The sequence below is a fragment of the Spirosoma arcticum genome (genome assembly GCF_054779955.1).
Genome location: NZ_BAAGXG010000003.1, coordinates 300,968 through 319,663, shown reverse-complemented (window position 1 = coordinate 319,663; position 18,696 = coordinate 300,968). Strand labels below are relative to the sequence as shown.

General features: G+C 55.4%; 13 protein-coding genes. 7 read left to right on the top strand and 6 right to left on the bottom strand.

Features of this window, described 5'->3' with window-relative positions:
* Window positions 1-19: 19 nt before the first annotated feature.
* The 5 genes from ACYVHB_RS08560 to ACYVHB_RS08540 form a co-directional block, all read right to left on the bottom strand.
* Window positions 20-3,196 carry a SusC/RagA family TonB-linked outer membrane protein gene (locus tag ACYVHB_RS08560; protein WP_461051284.1) on the bottom strand — a complete coding sequence of 1,059 codons (3,177 nt, stop codon included), beginning with the start codon at window positions 3,194-3,196 and terminating at the stop codon, window positions 20-22.
* A gap of 383 nt (window positions 3,197-3,579) precedes the next feature.
* Window positions 3,580-4,803, bottom strand: a complete 1,224-nt coding sequence (locus tag ACYVHB_RS08555; protein ID WP_461051283.1) for an AGE family epimerase/isomerase — start codon at window positions 4,801-4,803, stop codon at window positions 3,580-3,582.
* Between the two features lie 5 nt (window positions 4,804-4,808).
* Window positions 4,809-6,029 (bottom strand): glycoside hydrolase family 130 protein, encoded by a 1,221-nt coding sequence (locus tag ACYVHB_RS08550; RefSeq protein ID WP_461051282.1) that lies wholly within the window; start codon window positions 6,027-6,029, stop codon window positions 4,809-4,811.
* 47 nt (window positions 6,030-6,076) lie between these two features.
* Window positions 6,077-7,954, bottom strand: coding sequence for a sodium:solute symporter family protein (locus ACYVHB_RS08545; RefSeq protein WP_461051281.1), 1,878 nt, complete (start codon window positions 7,952-7,954; stop codon window positions 6,077-6,079).
* Window positions 7,955-7,979: 25 nt separating this feature from the next.
* On the bottom strand, window positions 7,980-9,110 hold the full coding sequence (locus ACYVHB_RS08540) for a glycoside hydrolase family 26 protein (protein WP_461051280.1): 1,131 nt from the start codon (window positions 9,108-9,110) through the stop codon (window positions 7,980-7,982).
* 312 nt (window positions 9,111-9,422) lie between these two features.
* On the opposite strand from ACYVHB_RS08540, the gene ACYVHB_RS08535 reads away from it, so the two are divergent.
* From ACYVHB_RS08535 to ACYVHB_RS08505, 7 genes are all read left to right on the top strand, one after another.
* Window positions 9,423-10,295, top strand: a complete 873-nt coding sequence (locus ACYVHB_RS08535; RefSeq protein ID WP_461051279.1) for a helix-turn-helix domain-containing protein — start codon at window positions 9,423-9,425, stop codon at window positions 10,293-10,295.
* Between the two features lie 186 nt (window positions 10,296-10,481).
* Complete coding sequence (locus ACYVHB_RS08530) at window positions 10,482-11,363, top strand: sugar phosphate isomerase/epimerase family protein (RefSeq protein WP_461051278.1); 882 nt, start codon at window positions 10,482-10,484, stop codon at window positions 11,361-11,363.
* Window positions 11,364-11,471: 108 nt separating this feature from the next.
* Complete coding sequence (locus tag ACYVHB_RS08525; protein ID WP_461051542.1) at window positions 11,472-12,257, top strand: 2Fe-2S iron-sulfur cluster-binding protein; 786 nt, start codon at window positions 11,472-11,474, stop codon at window positions 12,255-12,257.
* Between the two features lie 17 nt (window positions 12,258-12,274).
* Entirely contained in the window at window positions 12,275-13,297 is a 1,023-nt protein-coding gene (locus ACYVHB_RS08520; protein ID WP_461051277.1) for an FAD binding domain-containing protein, read from the top strand.
* Window positions 13,294-15,444: a xanthine dehydrogenase family protein molybdopterin-binding subunit gene (locus tag ACYVHB_RS08515; RefSeq protein WP_461051276.1), complete on the top strand. Its 2,151-nt coding sequence runs from the start codon at window positions 13,294-13,296 to the stop codon at window positions 15,442-15,444. The genes ACYVHB_RS08520 and ACYVHB_RS08515 overlap by 4 nt, the downstream gene beginning before the upstream one ends.
* Window positions 15,445-15,661: 217 nt before the next feature.
* Window positions 15,662-16,408, top strand: coding sequence for a subclass B1 metallo-beta-lactamase (bla, locus tag ACYVHB_RS08510; protein ID WP_461051275.1), 747 nt, complete (start codon window positions 15,662-15,664; stop codon window positions 16,406-16,408).
* A 12-nt stretch (window positions 16,409-16,420) separates the two neighbouring features.
* Window positions 16,421-17,542: an SGNH/GDSL hydrolase family protein gene (locus ACYVHB_RS08505; protein ID WP_461051274.1), complete on the top strand. Its 1,122-nt coding sequence runs from the start codon at window positions 16,421-16,423 to the stop codon at window positions 17,540-17,542.
* A 54-nt stretch (window positions 17,543-17,596) separates the two neighbouring features.
* Here the strand turns inward: ACYVHB_RS08505 and ACYVHB_RS08500 are convergent, their stop codons facing one another.
* Window positions 17,597-18,613, bottom strand: coding sequence for a beta-propeller domain-containing protein (locus ACYVHB_RS08500; protein WP_461051273.1), 1,017 nt, complete (start codon window positions 18,611-18,613; stop codon window positions 17,597-17,599).
* Between the last annotated feature and the right edge of the window lie 83 nt (window positions 18,614-18,696).

The window sequence follows — 18,696 nt, the reverse complement described above, 5'->3', positions numbered from 1 at the left end:
AATTTTTTCGGAAAGAAGATTAAAACTGTACGCTCAGACCCAGCGTAAAAAAGCGCGAAGTTGGGTAGTTACCCACATCGACACCTTTGACCGTGGCGCTCGTGCTGCCGTTGTTGGGGTCGCTGACCTGACCAATTTCGGGGTCTAACCCGGTGTATTTGGTGAACGTAACCAAGTTCTGACCACTCGCGTAAACCCGGATGCGGCTCAGCGTAAACTTACGCGTCAGGGCTGCGGGCACGGTGTAGCCAATCTGTAGGTTCCGCAGCCGCAGGAACGAACCGTCTTCAACATACACGTCGGACACGCGGGTGTTACCGCTCTTGTCGTCCCGAACGGCGCGGGCGTACGTTGTCGAAGGGTTAGTTTCCGTCCAGCGATTCAGGTAGAAATCTTCGCTGACGTTCTCCACGCCTACGCCCCCGTTGGTTGCCAAACTCTGGAGGTTGCGCTTGGCGTAGTTCAGAATGTCGTTGCCGACCGACGCATACCAGAACATCGAGAAGTCGAACTGCTTATACGAACCGTCGAAGTTAACCCCACCGAAGAGTTTCGGGATCGGGCTGCCGATAATCACGCGGTCCGCGTCGGTAACCTGCCCATCACCGTTGAGGTCAACAAATTTCCGGTCGCCCGGCGACGTTGACGACGCCTGGTAGAAAGCCCCCGCCCCGAACTTAGTAACGGCGGCTGCGTTCAGGGCGTTGATCTCTTCCTTGGTTTGGAAAATACCCGCCGACCGGAATCCGTAAAACGCGCCGACCTGCCCGCCCACCTGCGACTGGGTGAACGTGGTCCAGAGGTTACCACCGAAGTTGGGAAAGCCCAAATCAGAGAAGTTACCCACCGACGTCAGTCCATCGGCAAAACTGAGAATCTTGTTGTTCACCGTTGTTACGTTGGCGTTGATGCCCCACTTGAAGTCGTGGCTCGACTCGCGGTACTCCAGCCCCAGTTCCAGCCCGCTGTTGCGGATGCTGCCCACGTTGCGGGTCGCCGTGCTGAAACCCGTCTGGCTGGGTACGTTCACGCTCAGCAGAAACCCACTGGAGGTTCTGACGTAGTAATCGGCGGTAAAATTCAACCGGCCATTCAGGAAAGCGGCATCCAGACCAATGTCGGTTTGGGTTTGGGTTTCCCAGGTCAGATTCGGGTTGGGCAGGCCGTTCAGCACCAGACCGTCGTAGTACACTTTTTCCTGACCGAAGACGTATCCCCGGTTGTCCACCCGGCTCGGCCCCGAGCCGTAGGTTGACTGATACTGGAAAAGGCCAATGTTCTGGTTACCCGTCTGGCCCCAGCTACCGCGAAGTTTCAAGTCGCTGATGGCCCCGATACCCGACATAAACGGCTCGTCTTTAAGCCGCCACGCGGCCGAAACCGAGGGGAAAACGCCGTATTTGTTGCCGGGTCCAAACCGCGACGAACCATCCCGCCGGACCGTTCCCGTCAGCACATACCGGTCGAGCAGCTTGTAGGTCAGTCGGCCAAACTGCGAGGCCAGCGACCAGGTTTGCTGGTTGCCGTAGGGCACTACCGTTTGCAGCGAACCAACGTTGCGCAGTTCGTTGCTAATCAGGCCGCTGCCACTGGCCCCGGACTGCCGATACGTATTTTCCTGAGCCGATACCCCGCCGACGAAGTCGATAGAATGAATGCCGAACGTCCGGGTATAAGCGGCCGTGTTTTCCCACAGCCACTCGAAGGTGTTGTTGGCATTCTGCGAGTAGAACGCTAAGGGCGAGGGCGTTACCCGGTCGTTAGTCGGCGTGAAATAAAAGCCGGAGCCATCGCTGACGTTGACGCCGAAGTTTGTTTTCAGCCGCAGGCCAGCCACCGGCGTGACCTCCAGCGAGGTGGTTGTCAGCAGGTAGTTCGATGCCTGATCCCGGTCCGTTTCCTCCAAGTTGGCAATTACGTTGGTGCTGCCCGAAACGACCGTCGATCCTTTCGTGTAATACCCGTAGTTGCCGTTCGCGTCCTTCACCTCGTTGGTGAGCGGATTGCCCGACAGGGTGGGAATGAGTTTGGTCAGATTCCCGATGCCGTTGATGCCGGTTCCAAAGCCGGTGAAGCCCGTCGACCGGGTGTATTTCAAGCTGGCCGAGGCTTTTAGCCATTTAAGGGGCGTGTAGTCCAGGTTCAGGCTACCATTGTAACGCTTGAAATTCGAGAACTTAATCGTTCCCTGCTGATCGAAGTAGCCCAGCGAAAAGGACGTCTGCACTTTGTCGCTGCCGCCCCGCAGGGCTAAGTTGTAGTTCTGCCGGTAGCCCGTCTGGTAGACTTCTTTCTGCCAGTCGATGTTGCGCAGGCTGGACGGGTTCGACCATTCGGGCAGCACCGGATACGCTTCTTTGCTGGCCACTTCCGACGCGAACGTAGCGAACTGCTGCGCGTCCAGGACCTTGTAGAGTTTGGGAATCGCCTGAATCGACCCGTAGGCATCAAACGACACCTGCACCCCGCCCTGTTTACCCCGCTTGGTGGTCACGATAACGACCCCGTTCGACGCCCGGTTGCCGTAAATGGCCGTTGCCGACGCATCTTTCAGAATCTCCATCGACGCAATGTCGTTGGGGTTCAGCGTGTTGATGCCGCCCGAAATAGGATAACCATCGACGACGTAGAGTGGGGAGTTGTCGCCAAAGGTGCCGGTTCCGCGAATCTGCACCGAAACACCCCCGCCCGGTGAGCCGTCGTTGTTGGTCACCTGCACCCCCGGTGAGCGGCCCTGTAGCGCCTGATCCAGCGTCGTAACCGGCACTTTCTCGATCTGCGCAGCACTAACCGAACTGATGGCCCCGGTCACGTCCCGGCGGTTCTGCGTACCGTATCCCACCACAACGACCTCGCTGAGCGACCGGCTGTCCGCCACCAGATCAACGTTCACCACGGACTGGGTGCCCACGGCTACATCCTGGCTGGTGTAGCCCACACTACTGAAAACCAGCGTAGCCGTGTTGTTCGGAACGCTGACGCTAAACGTACCGTCGGTGTTAGAAACGGTACCCGTCTGGGTTCCCTTAACGGTGATGTTGGCACCGGGAATGCCGCTTGCCCCTTGGTTCTCGGTCACTTTTCCGGTGATCTGTCGCTGGGCCAGCGCCGTACAAACCGAAAACAGGGTTAGCAGGGCGCTCAGCGTCAGTGATTTACACGGGTTGATTCTGACGCGAAATAGATTTCTGTTCATCGTTGATTAGGGTAAAATTAGTTTTTCTAAAAACGCTATTGTGCTGACGAATCCGGTTGGTTTTCACAAGCCCTCCGCTATCGGGAAACGGGTCATTAGGTCAATCAAATGTAGACGGTGACTAACTAAGTTTTATAATACAATTTTTACAAATAATGATATTGTTAGGATAAGTGAAAGCACAACTGAACGTTCAAACGGAGTGCTGTTCATTTATCAGCCTGTTGGCATGTCGCGAAACCTGTGGATAGAGTGGTTCTGATGGCCTTATCGTGCGGTAAAATTATCTGTCAACCAATCCGCAACGTTAGCATACTATTTTGATCGGCACTTACCCAAATAAGCTTTGAATCCGGGCAGCTTCGGCGTGGCTCAACCCGGAGTTACACAAATTTTTCAACTCTTTCTGTCTGCTCCCGTAGCCGGGTATAGACCTCCAGACACGCCCGTGCGTTGTGATAGGGACACTTCCAGAAGCCAATCTTGTCTTCACCACGCATTGGGCTTTGGTCGTCCAGAACGCCCCAGCGCCACTCGCCCTGTTCATGGTCAAGCAGGTGATCTTTCGTGAACTGCCAGCTTCCCATCGACTGCGTCAGAAACGTTTCCTCGCCCGTAAGCTGGTACGCATTCAAAAAACCAACCATCGCTTCGGCGCTGACCCACCACTCCCGGTGCGTGTCGACATGACCCGAAGCCTTATCCAACTCGTGATACAAACTGCCGTCGGGTTGGAGCCCTTCGGCTGCGGCCCGCGCCATCGCCACGGCAACCCGGTTGACCTGCCCGGTTAGCGCGTTGTTGTTGAGCACACCGGCTGCTTCGGGCAGCAGCCACGACGCTTCGATGTCGTGACCGTAGGAAATCAGATCGGCGGTTGGCTGCCAGTCAGCGGTGAAAAACAGGTTCATGTGGTTGGTGACCGGATCAACGATGTGATCCAGAAACGTGCCCAGCAACGCGGTTAGCTGACCCGCCAGCCGGGCGTTGGGCCACACCCGGTACAGGTTTGTGTACCCTTCCAGAATGTGCAGGTGCGTATTCATGGTCTTCGGATCGTTGCGGTCCTTCTCGCTCAGTCGAAGATCGTCAAGCAGCGTACCCTCCCGGCTAAAGGCTTCAAAATAACCGCCGTGTGCCGGGTCGAAACTGTGTTTCTCAATCCAGTCGAACAGGGCAATGGCCGTTTCCAAAGCCGCCGGATTGGCCGTAGCACGGTAATATTCGCTGAAGCCGTAAAGGGCAAATGCCAGCCCATAAATCTGTTTGCGCGTGCCGAGCGGCCGCCCCTGCGCATCTACTGACCAATAGACGCCCCCGTAGGCTTCATCCAAAAAATGCGTCCGCAGGTAGTCATATGCCCGGTCGGCCATTGTCCGGTACGCCGGGTTTCGCGTGTGTCGGTAAGCCGCCGAGAATGTCCAGAGAATGCGGGCGTTCAGCACGCCACCCTTCGGCGCATCGGTAGCCACGTGTCCATCGTTGTTCATGCGCCCAATGAACCCCCCGCCTTGATGGTCAAGGCTATACGTCGCCCAAAAATCCAGTATGCGCGTCAGTTCCGCGTTGACTTCGGTTTGGTAGGTAGAGTGGGCTGTCAGTACCATTGGCATTAGTCTGCTTGTCCATTAAGCACCACGGAGACGGCTTCACTGACCCGTTGGTACGACAGATTCTGGTCGATCAGGGCATTTAGCCGCTCGACCGAAGCGGCCGAGCGGAAACCGTCGGGGGGGGTATTTACTACGTAATCGAGGAGCCGGTCGAGGGTCGACGTAGCGACGTGCATCCGCGTGTCCGACGACGCGTAATAAATAAATACCGTGCCGTCGTCGTCTAAAATCCAGCCGTTGGCAAACGTCACATTCGACACGTCGCCGATGCGTTCGTCGCCGTCGGGCGCGATGAAATACCCCGCTGGCTTATGCGTGACTTTCGTCAGGTCGTGCAGGTCGGTCAGGAACAGGTACAGCACGTAGCGCAGGCCAGCGGCCGTATTCCGCACCCCGTGGGCGAGGTGCAGCCAGCCCCGTTCGGTCTTGATGGGAGCCGGTCCCTGTCCGTTCTTCGTTTCGTACACGGTATGGTACCGTTTTTCGTCCACAATGTACTCCCGCTCGATCACCGCGTTTTCCATCGAATCGGCGAAGCCAAAACCAATGCCGCCCCCCGTTCCGGCCTCAATAAACCCGTCCTGCGGGCGCGTGTAAAAGGCGTATTTTCCGTCGACAAATTCCGGGTGCAGCACCACGTTGCGTTGCTGGGGCGACGGCGTTTTTAGATCCGGCAGCCGCTCCCAGGTTTTCAAATCACGGGTACGGGCGATACCGCACTGGGCCAGCGCCGACGATTCATCGCCGGGCCGGGCGGCTGGGTCCTTGCGCTCGGTGCAGAACAGGCCGTAGAGCCAGCCATCTTCGTGCTGCACCACCCGCATGTCATAGACGTTGCCGTCCGGCTCGTCGGTTTCGGGCATGGTAATCGGGCGATCCCAGAACTGGAAGTTGTCCACGCCGTTGGGGCTTTCGGCCACGGCGAAGAACGACTTGCGGTCCACGCCTTCCACCCGCACCACGAGCCGGTAGGTACCGGCCAATTTGATAGCGCCCGCATTAAAGGTCGCGTTGATGCCGAAGCGCTCCATCAGGTGCGGGTTGGTGGCCGGATTCAGGTCGTACCGCCAGAAAATGGGCGCGTGCTGCGCCGTCAGAATCGGGTTTTCATACCGGTCGATGATGCCGTTACCAAGGGCAATGGGTCGGTTTTTTCGGATGGTCAACTCAACGTGAGCTTCCCGTAGCTTTTCGAGACGGTGTTGAAAAGCAATAGTCATGGGATCGAAATTAGAGGTGTTCGTATCGGTTAAGAAAACAGGGTGCGTTAATGAAATAGGGCCTTCTGGGGCTTGTCGGCCACCGGCTCCCAGGTCTCATCGGTTAGTTTGTCCCACCAGGTGCGCTTCAGAATAAGGATGCACACAGCCAGAATGCCCACGGTAACGCCCAATTGGGTGTTCATGCCCACGATCAGGTACATCGGTAGCATCGTCAGGCAGCACTGCGCCACCACGCCGACGACCACGTTGAAGGCGTCTAACCGGAAGTTCTTGTTCGCCACAAACGACGGATCGTCAGCCACGACTAAGGCATGAACCGGCCCCCAGAAACCCCACGGCCGCACGGTCCGGTAGAATGATTTGAGCACGTCGATGTCCGTAGGCGGGGTCAGCAGCGACCCGGCGATGCAACCGCCCAGCGACAGCGCGAACAGCAGCGGGAAATAATATAACTCCAGCGTTTCCTCGAAAACATAGGGAAGAACCAGAGCCGGTACGATGCCCGCCAGCATTCCCCAGAAAAAGCCGCTGGCGTTGAACCGCCACCAGTGCCACTTAAGCACGTTGGCCGCTACGTAGCCGCCGTACAGGGCCGACACAATCCACTGTAGAATGCTGTTAACGTCGCGGGCGAACAAACCCATCAGCACCCCAACGAACGCCACCAGCAGCCCAGACCCGTAATTCATGTTCGAGATGCGCCGGTTGGACGCGTTGGGTTCGACGTATTTGAGGTAGATGTCGTTGACGATGTACGCCTGAGCCGCGTTGAGCGTACCCGCAAACGTGCCCATGAAGGCCGCCAGCAACCCCGCCAGCAACAGACCCATCAGCCCCGCCGGGACGAACTGCAGGATGGCCGCCGGGAGGATTTTCTCGAAGTCGATGCCCGTGGCCGAGCGGAGGTCCAACTGATCGTAGTGGAGCAGTGCCAGTACTGTGAAGCCCATAATCATGGCGTAGCGAACGGGCAGCAGCACAATGGACACGAATCCGCTCATCTTGGCCGCGTCCTGCGGAGATTTGGTCGACAGCACCTTCTGCATGTCGTAGTTGGGTGCCGGACCGGCTAAGCTGGCCAGAATGCCTTTGAAAACCATCATCATGAAAAAGATACCGAACAGCGAATACCCATCGGATTTGATCTTGGCGTTCACCTCCCCAATCATGCCCGACCAGTCGAGGTCGTCGAGCTGCCAGTTGAAGAAGGGCGTGTACCAGCCCGGCGGCACCACCAACTGCTTCACGGCGAGGTTCTGCATGGCAATCCAGGCGATGACGACGGCGGCTACTGACATAATGATGTATTTCAGCACGTCGCCGATGACGATGCTGGTCATGCCGCCCAGGATGGCATAAAAAACGGCGAAGGCGGTGAAAATAATGCCGTAGAAATGCGCTACGTACTCGGGCGAAACGCTGAATGGCACGTAAGGAGCCACGCTCTCGAACGGAATGAATATCTCAACAAACTTGCCCAGTCCGACGAACCCGTACGCCAGAAAACCCAGGCAACTCAGCAGCGCGAACACGACCACGATGGTATGCGACGCCGTAACGCCCCGGCCCACCAGGCCGAAGCGCGTACCGATCCACTCGGCCCCCGTCGACACGTTTGACCGGCGCAGCCAGACCGACAGGTACATCATCATGAAAATCTGGTTGAAAACCGGCCATAGCCACGGAATCCACAGGCTTTTCATGCCGTAGACGAACGCCAGCGACACCATCCACATCGTCCCCGAAATGTCGAACATATCCGATGCGTTCGACAGGCCGAGCATGTACCAGGGCAGCGTTTTGCCGCCCAGCATGTAGGCTTCTTTGTTTTTAGCCGCCCGCTTTTTCAACACTAACCCCAGTACGATGACGGCGGCTAAATAGAGGACGATGATGCTGACGTCGAGGGCAGAGAGTTTCATGGCGTTGGGTATTGACGATTGGGTTTCAGTTCGCGGGAGACGGTACGGGTTGATATAAGGCTTCAGCCGTTGCTTTCTGACCGAAAATCAACTGCGGGCTTTCGTAAAAACGCCGGAAATCATCAGCACTGGCCTGCCCCCGGAACGGCGCAAAATATTGTTTCTCGCCCGCGTTGCGCCAAACCAGTACGTAAGACAACCCGGCATCCCGGACCACCGGCAGCAGGACGCTCGTCCACCAGTCGGCCAGCGAAACCCGGTCTAAGCCCGTCTCGGTCATGGCGTAGGGCTTGCCTTTCTCCTGACCGATACTCCGCAGCGTTTCCACCATCCGGCGGGTCTCGGGAATGAAGCGCTTTGCCGTGTCGGACGCGGGCCGGTGGTAAATGTCGAACCCGACGATGTCCACGTACTCATCGCCCGGATAGCGTTCCAGGTAGTCGTCGCGGGAGGTGAACCGGTCGGTCGAGTAGGCGTACAGCAGGTTATGAACCCGCTTTTTCTTACGAAGGTGATCCACCGTGTAGCGCCACAGCCTGACGTATTCCTGGGGTGAGCAGTGGTTTTTTCCCCACCAGAACCAACTTCCCGTGTGTTCATGGAACGGCCGAAAAATAACCGGAATGGCCTCCCCATTGGCTCCTTTCAGGCTTTTCATGTACGCAGCCACCTTATTTAGCCACGACCTGTAGCGTTTCAGCGCCTTCCGGTCATCGAACAAGTGGCGGACGGTGGAATCCTGTTTGTCCCAACTGGTTTTTGTTGGGTCGAGCGGGTTGTTCAGGTGCCAGCTATACGTGTTGAGGCCGCCCTGTGCGTAAACTTGTTGGGCAAATGCCCGCTGTTTATCGAAAGGAACACCATCGAGGTTGGCGGTACTGTCGAACTCTAAACGGCCCAAGTCCCAGCCAAACACCGCCGGGTAATCGCCGACGACATCGCGAATGTCGGACCGGCCCGGTTCATACTGCCAGCCGACGCCGTACGCCAAATCGTCCTGATGGCCGAACATCGTGCCCTGCTTTGCCACGCGCTGTAGACTGAGGTATAAGCGCTGGGTTTCGGGCGTCGCCTTTGGGTCAATCGGTGCGGTTTGCGCCACCACGCTGAGCGATAATAGTACGTTGGCTAATCCGGCGAGAACAATTCGTAACATGCCACTGGTCAGTTGAGGTAGCACCGCGTCCCATAACGGACAATGGATGGCTTTCAATCAGGCAATCTTTTCATGACAAAATTATAAGCTGAACTGGTACATTGTATAGTATTATTTTATCCATTGTTTGACCCGAATAGATAAATATGTTTGTGTAGACCCAGTGAATTTGCCCTTGTTTCGCTTAATTTGTCAAAATAATACAAAGTAGTACTTAGATAGTTATGACAATGATTCGCAATGGGTCTGCCCGTACTGGTACTTAAACGCTCTTTGTTTGGCTGTTTTTCATCCACCCATCTTCGCTATTCCATGCACTCGATTTACCGGGAGATCACCCCACTAACCCCCCACGACTGTTTTACTTTGTTCTCGCGCGTGAAGTCGGAGTTCGATTTTCCGATGCACAATCACGACGAGTTTGAGCTTAACTTCATCGCCAATGCGGCCAACACAAAACGCATCGTCGGCGATCATACCGCCGTCATTGATGATCTGGAATTAGTGCTGGTTGGTAGTAATCTGCCCCACGGCTGGTTCACGCATCAGTGCCAAAGCAACGACATTCATGAGATCACCATTCAGTTTCACCGCGACCTGTTCGACGAAAAACTGCTACAGCGCAACCAGTTGAGTTTCATCCGCAGTTTGCTGGAGCGCTCGTTCCGGGGTATCGCTTTCTCCCGCGAAACAATCGAAGCCATCCGGCCACGTCTGGAAGCGCTCGCTAACAAAAGCGGCTTCGACTCGGTATTGGAACTGATGTCGATCCTGCACGACCTGTCCACGTCGCGCAACATGCGAACGCTGTCCAACACCACCTTCAGCAGCGACCCGGTTAGCTACCACAGCCGCCGGATCGAGAAAGCATTCGCCTACATGCATGCTCACTACACCGAAAACGTGTCGCTCGAAGCCGTAGCCAAAGAAGTTAATATGCTGGAGGTGTCGTTCAGCCGGTTCATCAAAAAGCGGACTGGAAAAACGTTTATCGACAGCCTCAATGAGATTCGGCTGGGTCACGCGGCCCGGCTGCTGATCGACACGACCCAGACGATTGCGGAAATTTCCTACAAATGTGGCTTCAACAACCTGTCGTATTTTAACCGAATCTTCCGCCGGAAAAACGGGTGTACCCCCCGCGAGTTCCGGCAGAATTACTCGGGAACGCGGGTGTTTATCTGATTTTACGCCCTCGGTTTATGTGAAACTCGATGACATCGGAGTTGATGGGTACCGTGAAGATCCGCCTATTTCTCTGACTTAGCGGTTGGTAAGTAGCTACGCCGTGGGCTGAACTTTAGTCGATGGACAGGCAAGTTGCTTGCCCGTTTTCTTTACCTACTGGCTTTAGCAGCAACCTCAATGGCAATGGCGAATCGTGATCGACGAACGTTTCTGAAGGAAACCTCCCTGCTGGCGGGGGCGTCCCTGCTTTCTCCACTGGCCTTTGCCCGTGAACCGGCAGCCGTAAAATCACCCATTAAACTGGGTCTGGTAACCTACCTGTGGGGGAAAGACTGGGATGTGCCCACCCTGATTAAGAACTGTGCCGATACGGGCTTGCAGGGAATAGAACTGCGCGTAGATCACGCGCATGGGGTCATGCCCAACCTGAATGCTACCCAACGAGCGGAGGTCAGAAAGCAGTTCGCCGACAGCCCGATACAACTGGTTGGGCTGGGAACAAACCAACAATTTGATTTTGTGGAACCGGATAAACTCAAAGCCTCCATTGAACGAACTAAGGAATTTATCCGGTTAAGCGCGGATGTCGGCGGGTCGGGGGTGAAAGTGAAACCCAATGCCCTTCATAAAGAAGTTGCAGCTCAAAAGACACTGACCCAGATTGGCGAGTCACTGAACGAACTGGCCCGTTACGGCGCTGAATTTGGCCAGCAGATCCGGCTTGAAGTGCATGGCGAAGCGACTCAGGAACTGCCCGCTATCAAACAGATTATGGAGTCGGCCACGCATCCGAACGCAACCCTTTGCTGGAACTGCAACCCGCAGGACCTGAACGGGCAGGGATTCGACCATAATTTTAACTTAGTGAAACATCGGTTTGGGGCGACCTGTCACGTGCGGGAACTGGACCGAACGGACTATCCCTACCAAAGCCTGCTGACCAATCTGGTAAAGATGAATTATACGGGTTGGGTTTTGCTGGAATGTCACACCAATCCAGCCGATAAAGTAGGGTCGATGCGGGCACAACGGGCTACTTTCGACCGGATGATGGCCAACATCTGATGGCCGTCCAGGATACCTCACCACCAGAATTTTTATCAATCCTGCTGTGTAAAATAAGCCTTCTCAGGCGTTTTACAGTTATACCTGCATTTCCCGAAGAGACGCATGATGGACGAAAACGAAGCTCCTCAGTTGACCGAGGACGAAAAGAAGCTATTCAACGAGCTGATGCCGGAGGATCTGGACGAAATTCTCGATACCGGGGTGAACCGGCGCCATTTTCTGAAATTCATGGCCCTGGCCAGTGGGGGACTCCTGGCGGCTCAGTCAGCCGTTGCCGAGCAGGTGCTGATTCGTCCGCTCAGCGCAATGACTCCTGTGGAGTTTACTCCGGCCGCTATTGAAAACGGCGTTGACGTGTCGTTCAGGGTCAATGGTGCGGCCAAAAAGCTGCTGGTTGATTCCCGAATGACGCTGCTGGATACCCTGCGCGAACGACTGGAACTGACCGGCTCCAAAAAAGGCTGCGACCACGGGCAGTGCGGGGCTTGCACGGTACTCGTAGATGGACACCGGGTGCTGTCCTGCCTCACGCTGGCGGCCACCTGCGAGGGAAAAAGCGTGAAAACGATTGAAGGTCTGGCTAAAGGTACCGACCTGCATCCGATCCAAGTCGCTTTCCTTAAACACGACGGGTTTCAGTGCGGGTTCTGCACACCGGGCCAAATTTGCTCGGCGGTGGCGCTGCTGGACGAAGCAAAGAACGGAGAAGTGAGCTACGTGACGGAAAACGTTCGTAAAAAGCCCGGTCCGGTGCAACTGTCGAATGAGGAGATCCGGGAGCGGATGTCGGGCAACATTTGCCGCTGCGGGGCCTACCCCAACATCGTAGCCGCGATTCAGGAAGTACACAGCGGAAAGCCCGTGGAGCAGACCTGGAAATTTACCAGCTAACCAGTCCCCCGCAATTTATGAGACCATTTACCTACACACGAGCAAAAGACCCCACGTCGGCTACCAGCCTGCTGGCTGGAAACCCGAATGCGAAGTTTCTGGGTGGCGGCACCAACCTGCTGGACCTAATGAAGGAGGACATCGAGCGGCCCGATGCCCTAATTGACATTACCCGGCTGAGCCTGACGGATATCAAGTCCATTGCTACCGGAGCCAACAAAGGCGGCTTGTCGATTGGTGGATTAGGTAAGAATACCGACGCGGCTAATCATCCCCTGATTCGTCAAAATTACCCGTTGCTGACGCAGGCTATTCTCGCTGGTGCATCAGGACAGATTCGGAACATGGCAACCAATGGCGGCAACCTGCTCCAACGAACGCGCTGCCCCTATTTTTATGAGGTAGCCATGCCCTGCAACAAACGCGAACCCGGCACTGGCTGTGGTGCATTGGAAGGCATCAACCGGATGCACGCCATTTTTGGCTGGTCCGACAAATGCGTCGCGGTGTACCCGTCCGATATGGCCATTGCGCTGGCTGCGCTTGATGCCGTAGTAACCGTCAGGAATGCGGCCGGTGAGGAACGGATGATTCCATTTGCTGATTTTCACCGGTTGCCGGGGAATACCCCCGAGCAGGATACGAACCTCAATCATGGCGAACTGATCACCGCCATTGAACTGCCCAGAAACAACTTTGCCGATCATTCCTATTACCTGAAGGTCCGCGACCGCGCTTCGTACGCCTTTGCCCTGATTTCGGTAGCTGCGGCCTTGCAAACAGAGCGGTCCGACGGTTCGGGCAACAAGATCGTGCAGGCCAGAATTGCCATGGGTGGGGTAGCCCACAAGCCCTGGCGTGCCCTGAAAGCCGAACAAATGCTGGTTGGTAAAGAAGCAACCGAAGCTAATTTCAAACGGGCGGCCGAGGCAGAAATGGCCGATGCAAAGCCCCTAAAACACAATGCGTTTAAAGTAGAGCTTGGCCGGCGAAGCATTGCCCTGGCGTTGCAAATGGCCATGAACGGCGGTAAGTCATGATGTTAACATCAATCGATTCCATGCAGGACAAAGACAAACTAACTGGCACACCCATTAGTCGCATCGACGGGATAGCCAAGGTAACGGGAAAGGCAGCCTATTCGACGGATTACCCGGTCAAGAATCTGGCCTACGCCGTTCTGTTCAAGAGTACCATTGCCGCCGGAAAAATCAGGAACATCAACACGGCCCTGGCCGAAAAAGCGCCCGGTGTTCTGGCCGTGATCACCCATACCAATGCCCCAAAGCTGAATGTTGACGGTGGTATTCGCGGGGGTGCCCTGCTGCAAAGCCCCGACATTGAGTTCTACGGGCAGCACATTGGTCTGGTGGTGGCCGAAACCTTTGAGCAGGCCCGGCACGCGACCCACTTGATTCAGGTGGACTACGACAAGACGAAAGCTAAGGTCGACTTTGACGAACTGGCTAAGGAAGCCGTCCTGCCGAAGGATAAGGACAAAGCCGATGCCAAACGGGGCGATGTAAAAGCCGCACTTAGTGAGGCCGCGTATAAAATTGAACAGGTGTATGGAACACCCATTGAGCACCATCATCCGCTGGAACCCCACGCCACCATTGCCGAGTGGGATGGGGAAAATGTTACGCTGTACAACAGTTCGCAGATCGTGAACGGCGCGCAAAACGCAGCGGCTGCCACGCTCAATCTCAAACCGGAAAATGTACGTATCATTTCGCCTTACATCGGTGGTGGCTTTGGGTCTAAAGGCGGTCAATGGGCGAACTTAGTGCTGACGGCAGTGGCGGCTAAAGCGGTGAACCGCCCGGTGAAGCTGGCTCTCACGCGTCAGCAGATGGTTAACTCGGTGGGGCTGCGGCAGCGTAATTTTCAGAAGGTAAGTCTGGCAGCTACCAAAGACGGAAAACTGACGGCGCTGGCCCATGAAATTACGACCCACGCGGCTATCCGGAATGAATTTATTGAGCCGTGTGGCGACTGCTCGAAAATCATGTATGAGGTGCCTAATTCCCTCATTAGCTACCGGGTCGTGCCGATGCACCTGATTCTGCCCACCTACACGCGTGGCCCCGGAAAATCGACCGGCAGTTTCGCCCTCGAATCGGCTATGGACGAACTGGCGTTTTCGCTCAACATGGACCCAATCGAGCTGCGGATTAAAAACGAACCGGCGCGAGACCCGTCCAATGGCAAACCCTGGTCGTCGCGGACAACGGTGCAGTGCTTACAGGCGGGTGCAAAGGCTTTCGGCTGGGAGAAACGCAACCCCCAGCCCCGCCAGAATCAGCAGGGAAACTACCTGATTGGGTATGGTGTCGCCTGTGGAACCTACCCGGCTCACCAACGGCCAAGTTCGGCTCTGGTGAAGTTGAAACGCGAAGGCAGCGACGTTACCGCAACCATTGAACTGGCCGCTGCGGACCTGGGCACCGGCACCTACACCATCCTGGCACAAACGGCCGCCGACGCGCTGACTCTGCCGATGCAAAAAATCACGGTGAAGTTGGGTGACTCGAACCTGCCTCCGGCTGCCGGTGCGGTGGGTTCGGTGGGGGCCGCCAGTTATGCCAATGCCGTGCACGAGGCCTGCCTGAAAATTATTGACGAGCTGATCGCCAAATCCGGTAAACAGTATTACAAGCGCCCGACCGCTTCGGAGTTGATGGTTTCTGAGAAAATTACCGATTTTCAAACCAGAGCCGATGCCAAACCACCCGAAGACGCCGACGACCACTCGTCGCACAGTTTCAACGCCAATTTTGCGGAAGTAGCGGTGAACGTCTCGACCGGGATGGTTCGGGTGTCCCGATTTCTGGCGGTGACCGGCGCGGGTAAAATCTTGAATCCCAAAACGGCCCGTTCGCAAATTATCGGCGGTAACATCTGGGGCATTGGTATGGCCCTTACCGAGGAGTCGGTTGTCGATCCGCGCTGGGGCAACTTCGTCACCCGGTCGCTGGCGGATTATCACGTTCCGTCCAACTTAGACATTGGCCAGATGGACGCCATTTTCGTCCGGGAAGAGGACACGGCTTCCAATAAGTTAGGCGTAAAAGGCATTGGCGAAGTAGGCATCGTGGGTGTAGCAGCCGCTGTCGCCAACGCCGTCTTCAACGCCACCGGCAAACGCGTCCGGGAGTTGCCGATTACGCCGGATAAGCTGTTGTAGAAGTATAGAGCTTTCTTGTAGAAAAAGCTGATGAATTGTAGTCACTCGTTTGCTCAGAATTGCTGACGCAAAGCCATCCTGAGCTTGTCGAAGGACGAAGGGCTTCGCGTTAGCAATTTTCCATACCAGACAAACTTGTCCTACACCCACGACAATTGCCAGTGTCATACGTTAGGGTTCTGTACTACTTTTGCAGAACCCCCACTACGTTGAACACATGCGCATCCTACTGGCACTCTTTTTCTCACTTCTCTGTGGGCTTACCCAGGCTCAACCCATCCAAAAGCCCAAACTTACAGTTACCAAGCTGAGTGATCAGGTGTATGTGCATCGCTCGTACGGGATTTACCAGAACACGGCCATTCCGGCTAATGGGTTGATTATCCAAACGAGCGATGGTATCGTTTTGGTCGATACAGGTTGGGATACAAAGGAGGATACGGGCAATACCCGGCAACTGCTTCAGTGGGTTACCGATAGTTTGAGACAACCCGTCCGGCTCTGTATTGTCACCCACGCCCACGAAGACCGAGTGGGCGGCATCAGCGAACTCCGCAAAGCGGGTATCCGCGTTATCAGTACGCCGTTGACGGCTCAGAAGTCGGTTAAGCTCGGGTATGAGGCTCCCGAAGGCATCCTGCCGAACGACACAACGTTTACCGTCGGGCAGGTGCCGATTCGCTGCTATTTTCCGGGAGAAGGGCACACGAGTGACAATATTGTCGTCTGGTTACCCAATCAGCAGATTCTGCATGGCGGCTGCTTCGTAAAAAGTGTAGCGGCCTTCGGTATGGGTAACATTGCCGACGCGAATTTAACCGAGTGGGCCACGTCGGTTCGGAGGGTGATAGACCAGTTTGGCACGGCTAAAACGGTGGTCCCTGGTCATGAAGAATGGAGCGACACGAAATCACTGGAACACACCTTGCGGCTGTTGGAGAAGCACGCGGCTCCCAAACGTTGATTCAATACGTCCATGAAATTTACCCGTAATTCACTGGTAATCCTTTTCTGCGCTTACTGCCTGAGCTGTGCTCCGGCCAGGAAGAATACCGGAGCGTCAACTACCGCCGTCACCACTACCTTACCAGCAACGGCTTTACAGCCAGCCGGTCGGTTTGTGGTCAACCAGGACAACGGCCTGGAAATGATTAGCTCGGCGATGCACTTCGGGTTTAGTTTCGAGGGAACGGAATGCCGGGTTTTTGCCACTATTCCGAATGTCAACGGGCACAATTACCTCCAATACGAGCTGGACGGCGTTTATCAGAAACGACTAAAAATAGTCGGCAATGTTACCGAGCCGATTCTCCTTACTGCGCCAACGGAGGGAACTCACACGGTCTGGATTTATAAGGCCACGGAAGCCCATACCGGACCCGTTATCATTCAGAAAGTTACCGGAACTAAGCTAAAGCCACTGAAAACCCCCAGAGCACCACTCATCGAATTTATTGGCAACAGCATCACCTGCGGGGCAGCCGCCGACCCGTCGGATGTGCCCTGTGGCACGGGTCAGTACCACGATCAGTACAACGCCTATATGGCCTACGGACCTCGTGTGGCCCGCGCGTTGGGTGCTAATTTTGTGGTGAGCAGCGTCAGCGGCATTGGCGTTTACCGCAACTGGAACAGCGATGGCCCGACTATGCCGGAAGTGTATGAGAAGGTAGATTTCCAGGCCACCAATTCGCAACGCTGGAATTTCAAGACTGACACGCCCCAGGTCGTCAGCATCGCCTTGGGCACCAACGATTTCAGCCGGGGAGATGGCAAGAAAGAACGGCTGCCTTTTGATAGTGCCCGCTACGTGACCAGCTACATCGGTTTTGTGGAGGTGGTCAAATCAAAATACCCGAAGGCCCAGATTGTCCTGCTGAGCAGTCCAATGGTTAATGGGGAAAACCGGGAGCAACTGCAACGGTGTTTAACAGCCGTGAAAGGAGGGATTGATGCGGCCAACCCAGCAGACCGGCCGGTGGTCCTACACTTTTTCCAGCCTATGCGGGCCAGCGGTTGCAGCGGGCACCCCAGTGTGGACGATCACGCGGTCATTGCGCAGGAGTTGCTTCCTTTGTTCAGGAAACTGTTGAATTAACCGGGACGTGGGGCTTGTCATGATGCTCAACCTAAGGACTGGATATCAATCTCCTTACCGCTGAACATCGTTTTTATCAGGCTGACCATTTTTATCGAGCAGTTGGATGGCCGTGCAGGGGCCAAGATCTGGATTATCCCAGGCCGAGAGAACCCAGACGACGTTCTTAGCGGGTGTCACTTCAAACGCCTGAATTGTACCGGCCCATTCCTCCATTTTCTGGTTTCCGCCAACCCAATTGCAAATGATTGTGTTGCCATTGGCCAGCCGGTTGGCCGTTTGGGTATTGTATAATTTGAAGGGTACATCGGCCTGAGTCAAGTCCCACACGGTTTTTCCCGAAGGGTCAACCTCACGCGTGTAACCCGACCAATCGCCGGAGATCAGCGTGTTTCCGTTGTCCAGCCTGATCGCCGACCAGGGCGATTTTGCCTCAACAGACCATACTTCCTTTCCTTCCAGGGTATATTCCACCACCCTGCCTTCCGAAAGAAGCGGAACCATGATTGTCCCTTTGCTAGTCATCCGTACATGGCGAAACTGACCATGTGTATTGGTCGTGGACGTGGGTATCCTAATTTCTTTCAGAATTCTATTTATGGATGTGTTGATAATCAACACTTTAGCTGGATTGGCATTCAGTACCATCAGGACACTATCCTTGCCAATTGGCTGGCAGGAATGGGTCTCTGACCCGGGAGGGCAGTCGAATTTCCAGATTATCTTTTTGTCTGGCGTTATGATTCCGGCACCTGACATTTGCGCAAAAACAATATTACCGTTTGGCAGCAGGGCAACATCATCAAACTCTTGGTTGACGCCCGGTGACGGGTGCAGGGGAATCGTATGCTGCCAAACCACCTTGCCAGCCCGAACGAGCGACATTTTCTGGGAATCAGGATTGCGGGTATCCCATTCACCGACGTACAACAGGGAGCGATCTGAAAGCCCGTTCCCCTGAAGGGGTTTGCCAGCCTTGTCAATAACGGGGGCGTTCTGAGCAGCTACAGATCCAGCCACTAAAAACAGGCTCAGTATACTGAAGAGTCGTTTAACTAATTTCCTGTTCATGCGACGCGTGTTAATGATTGAATTTTATGGTGGGGAGGGGTCTACGTAGCAGCGGTACCGACGACGCCTTCGTCACGAACTGG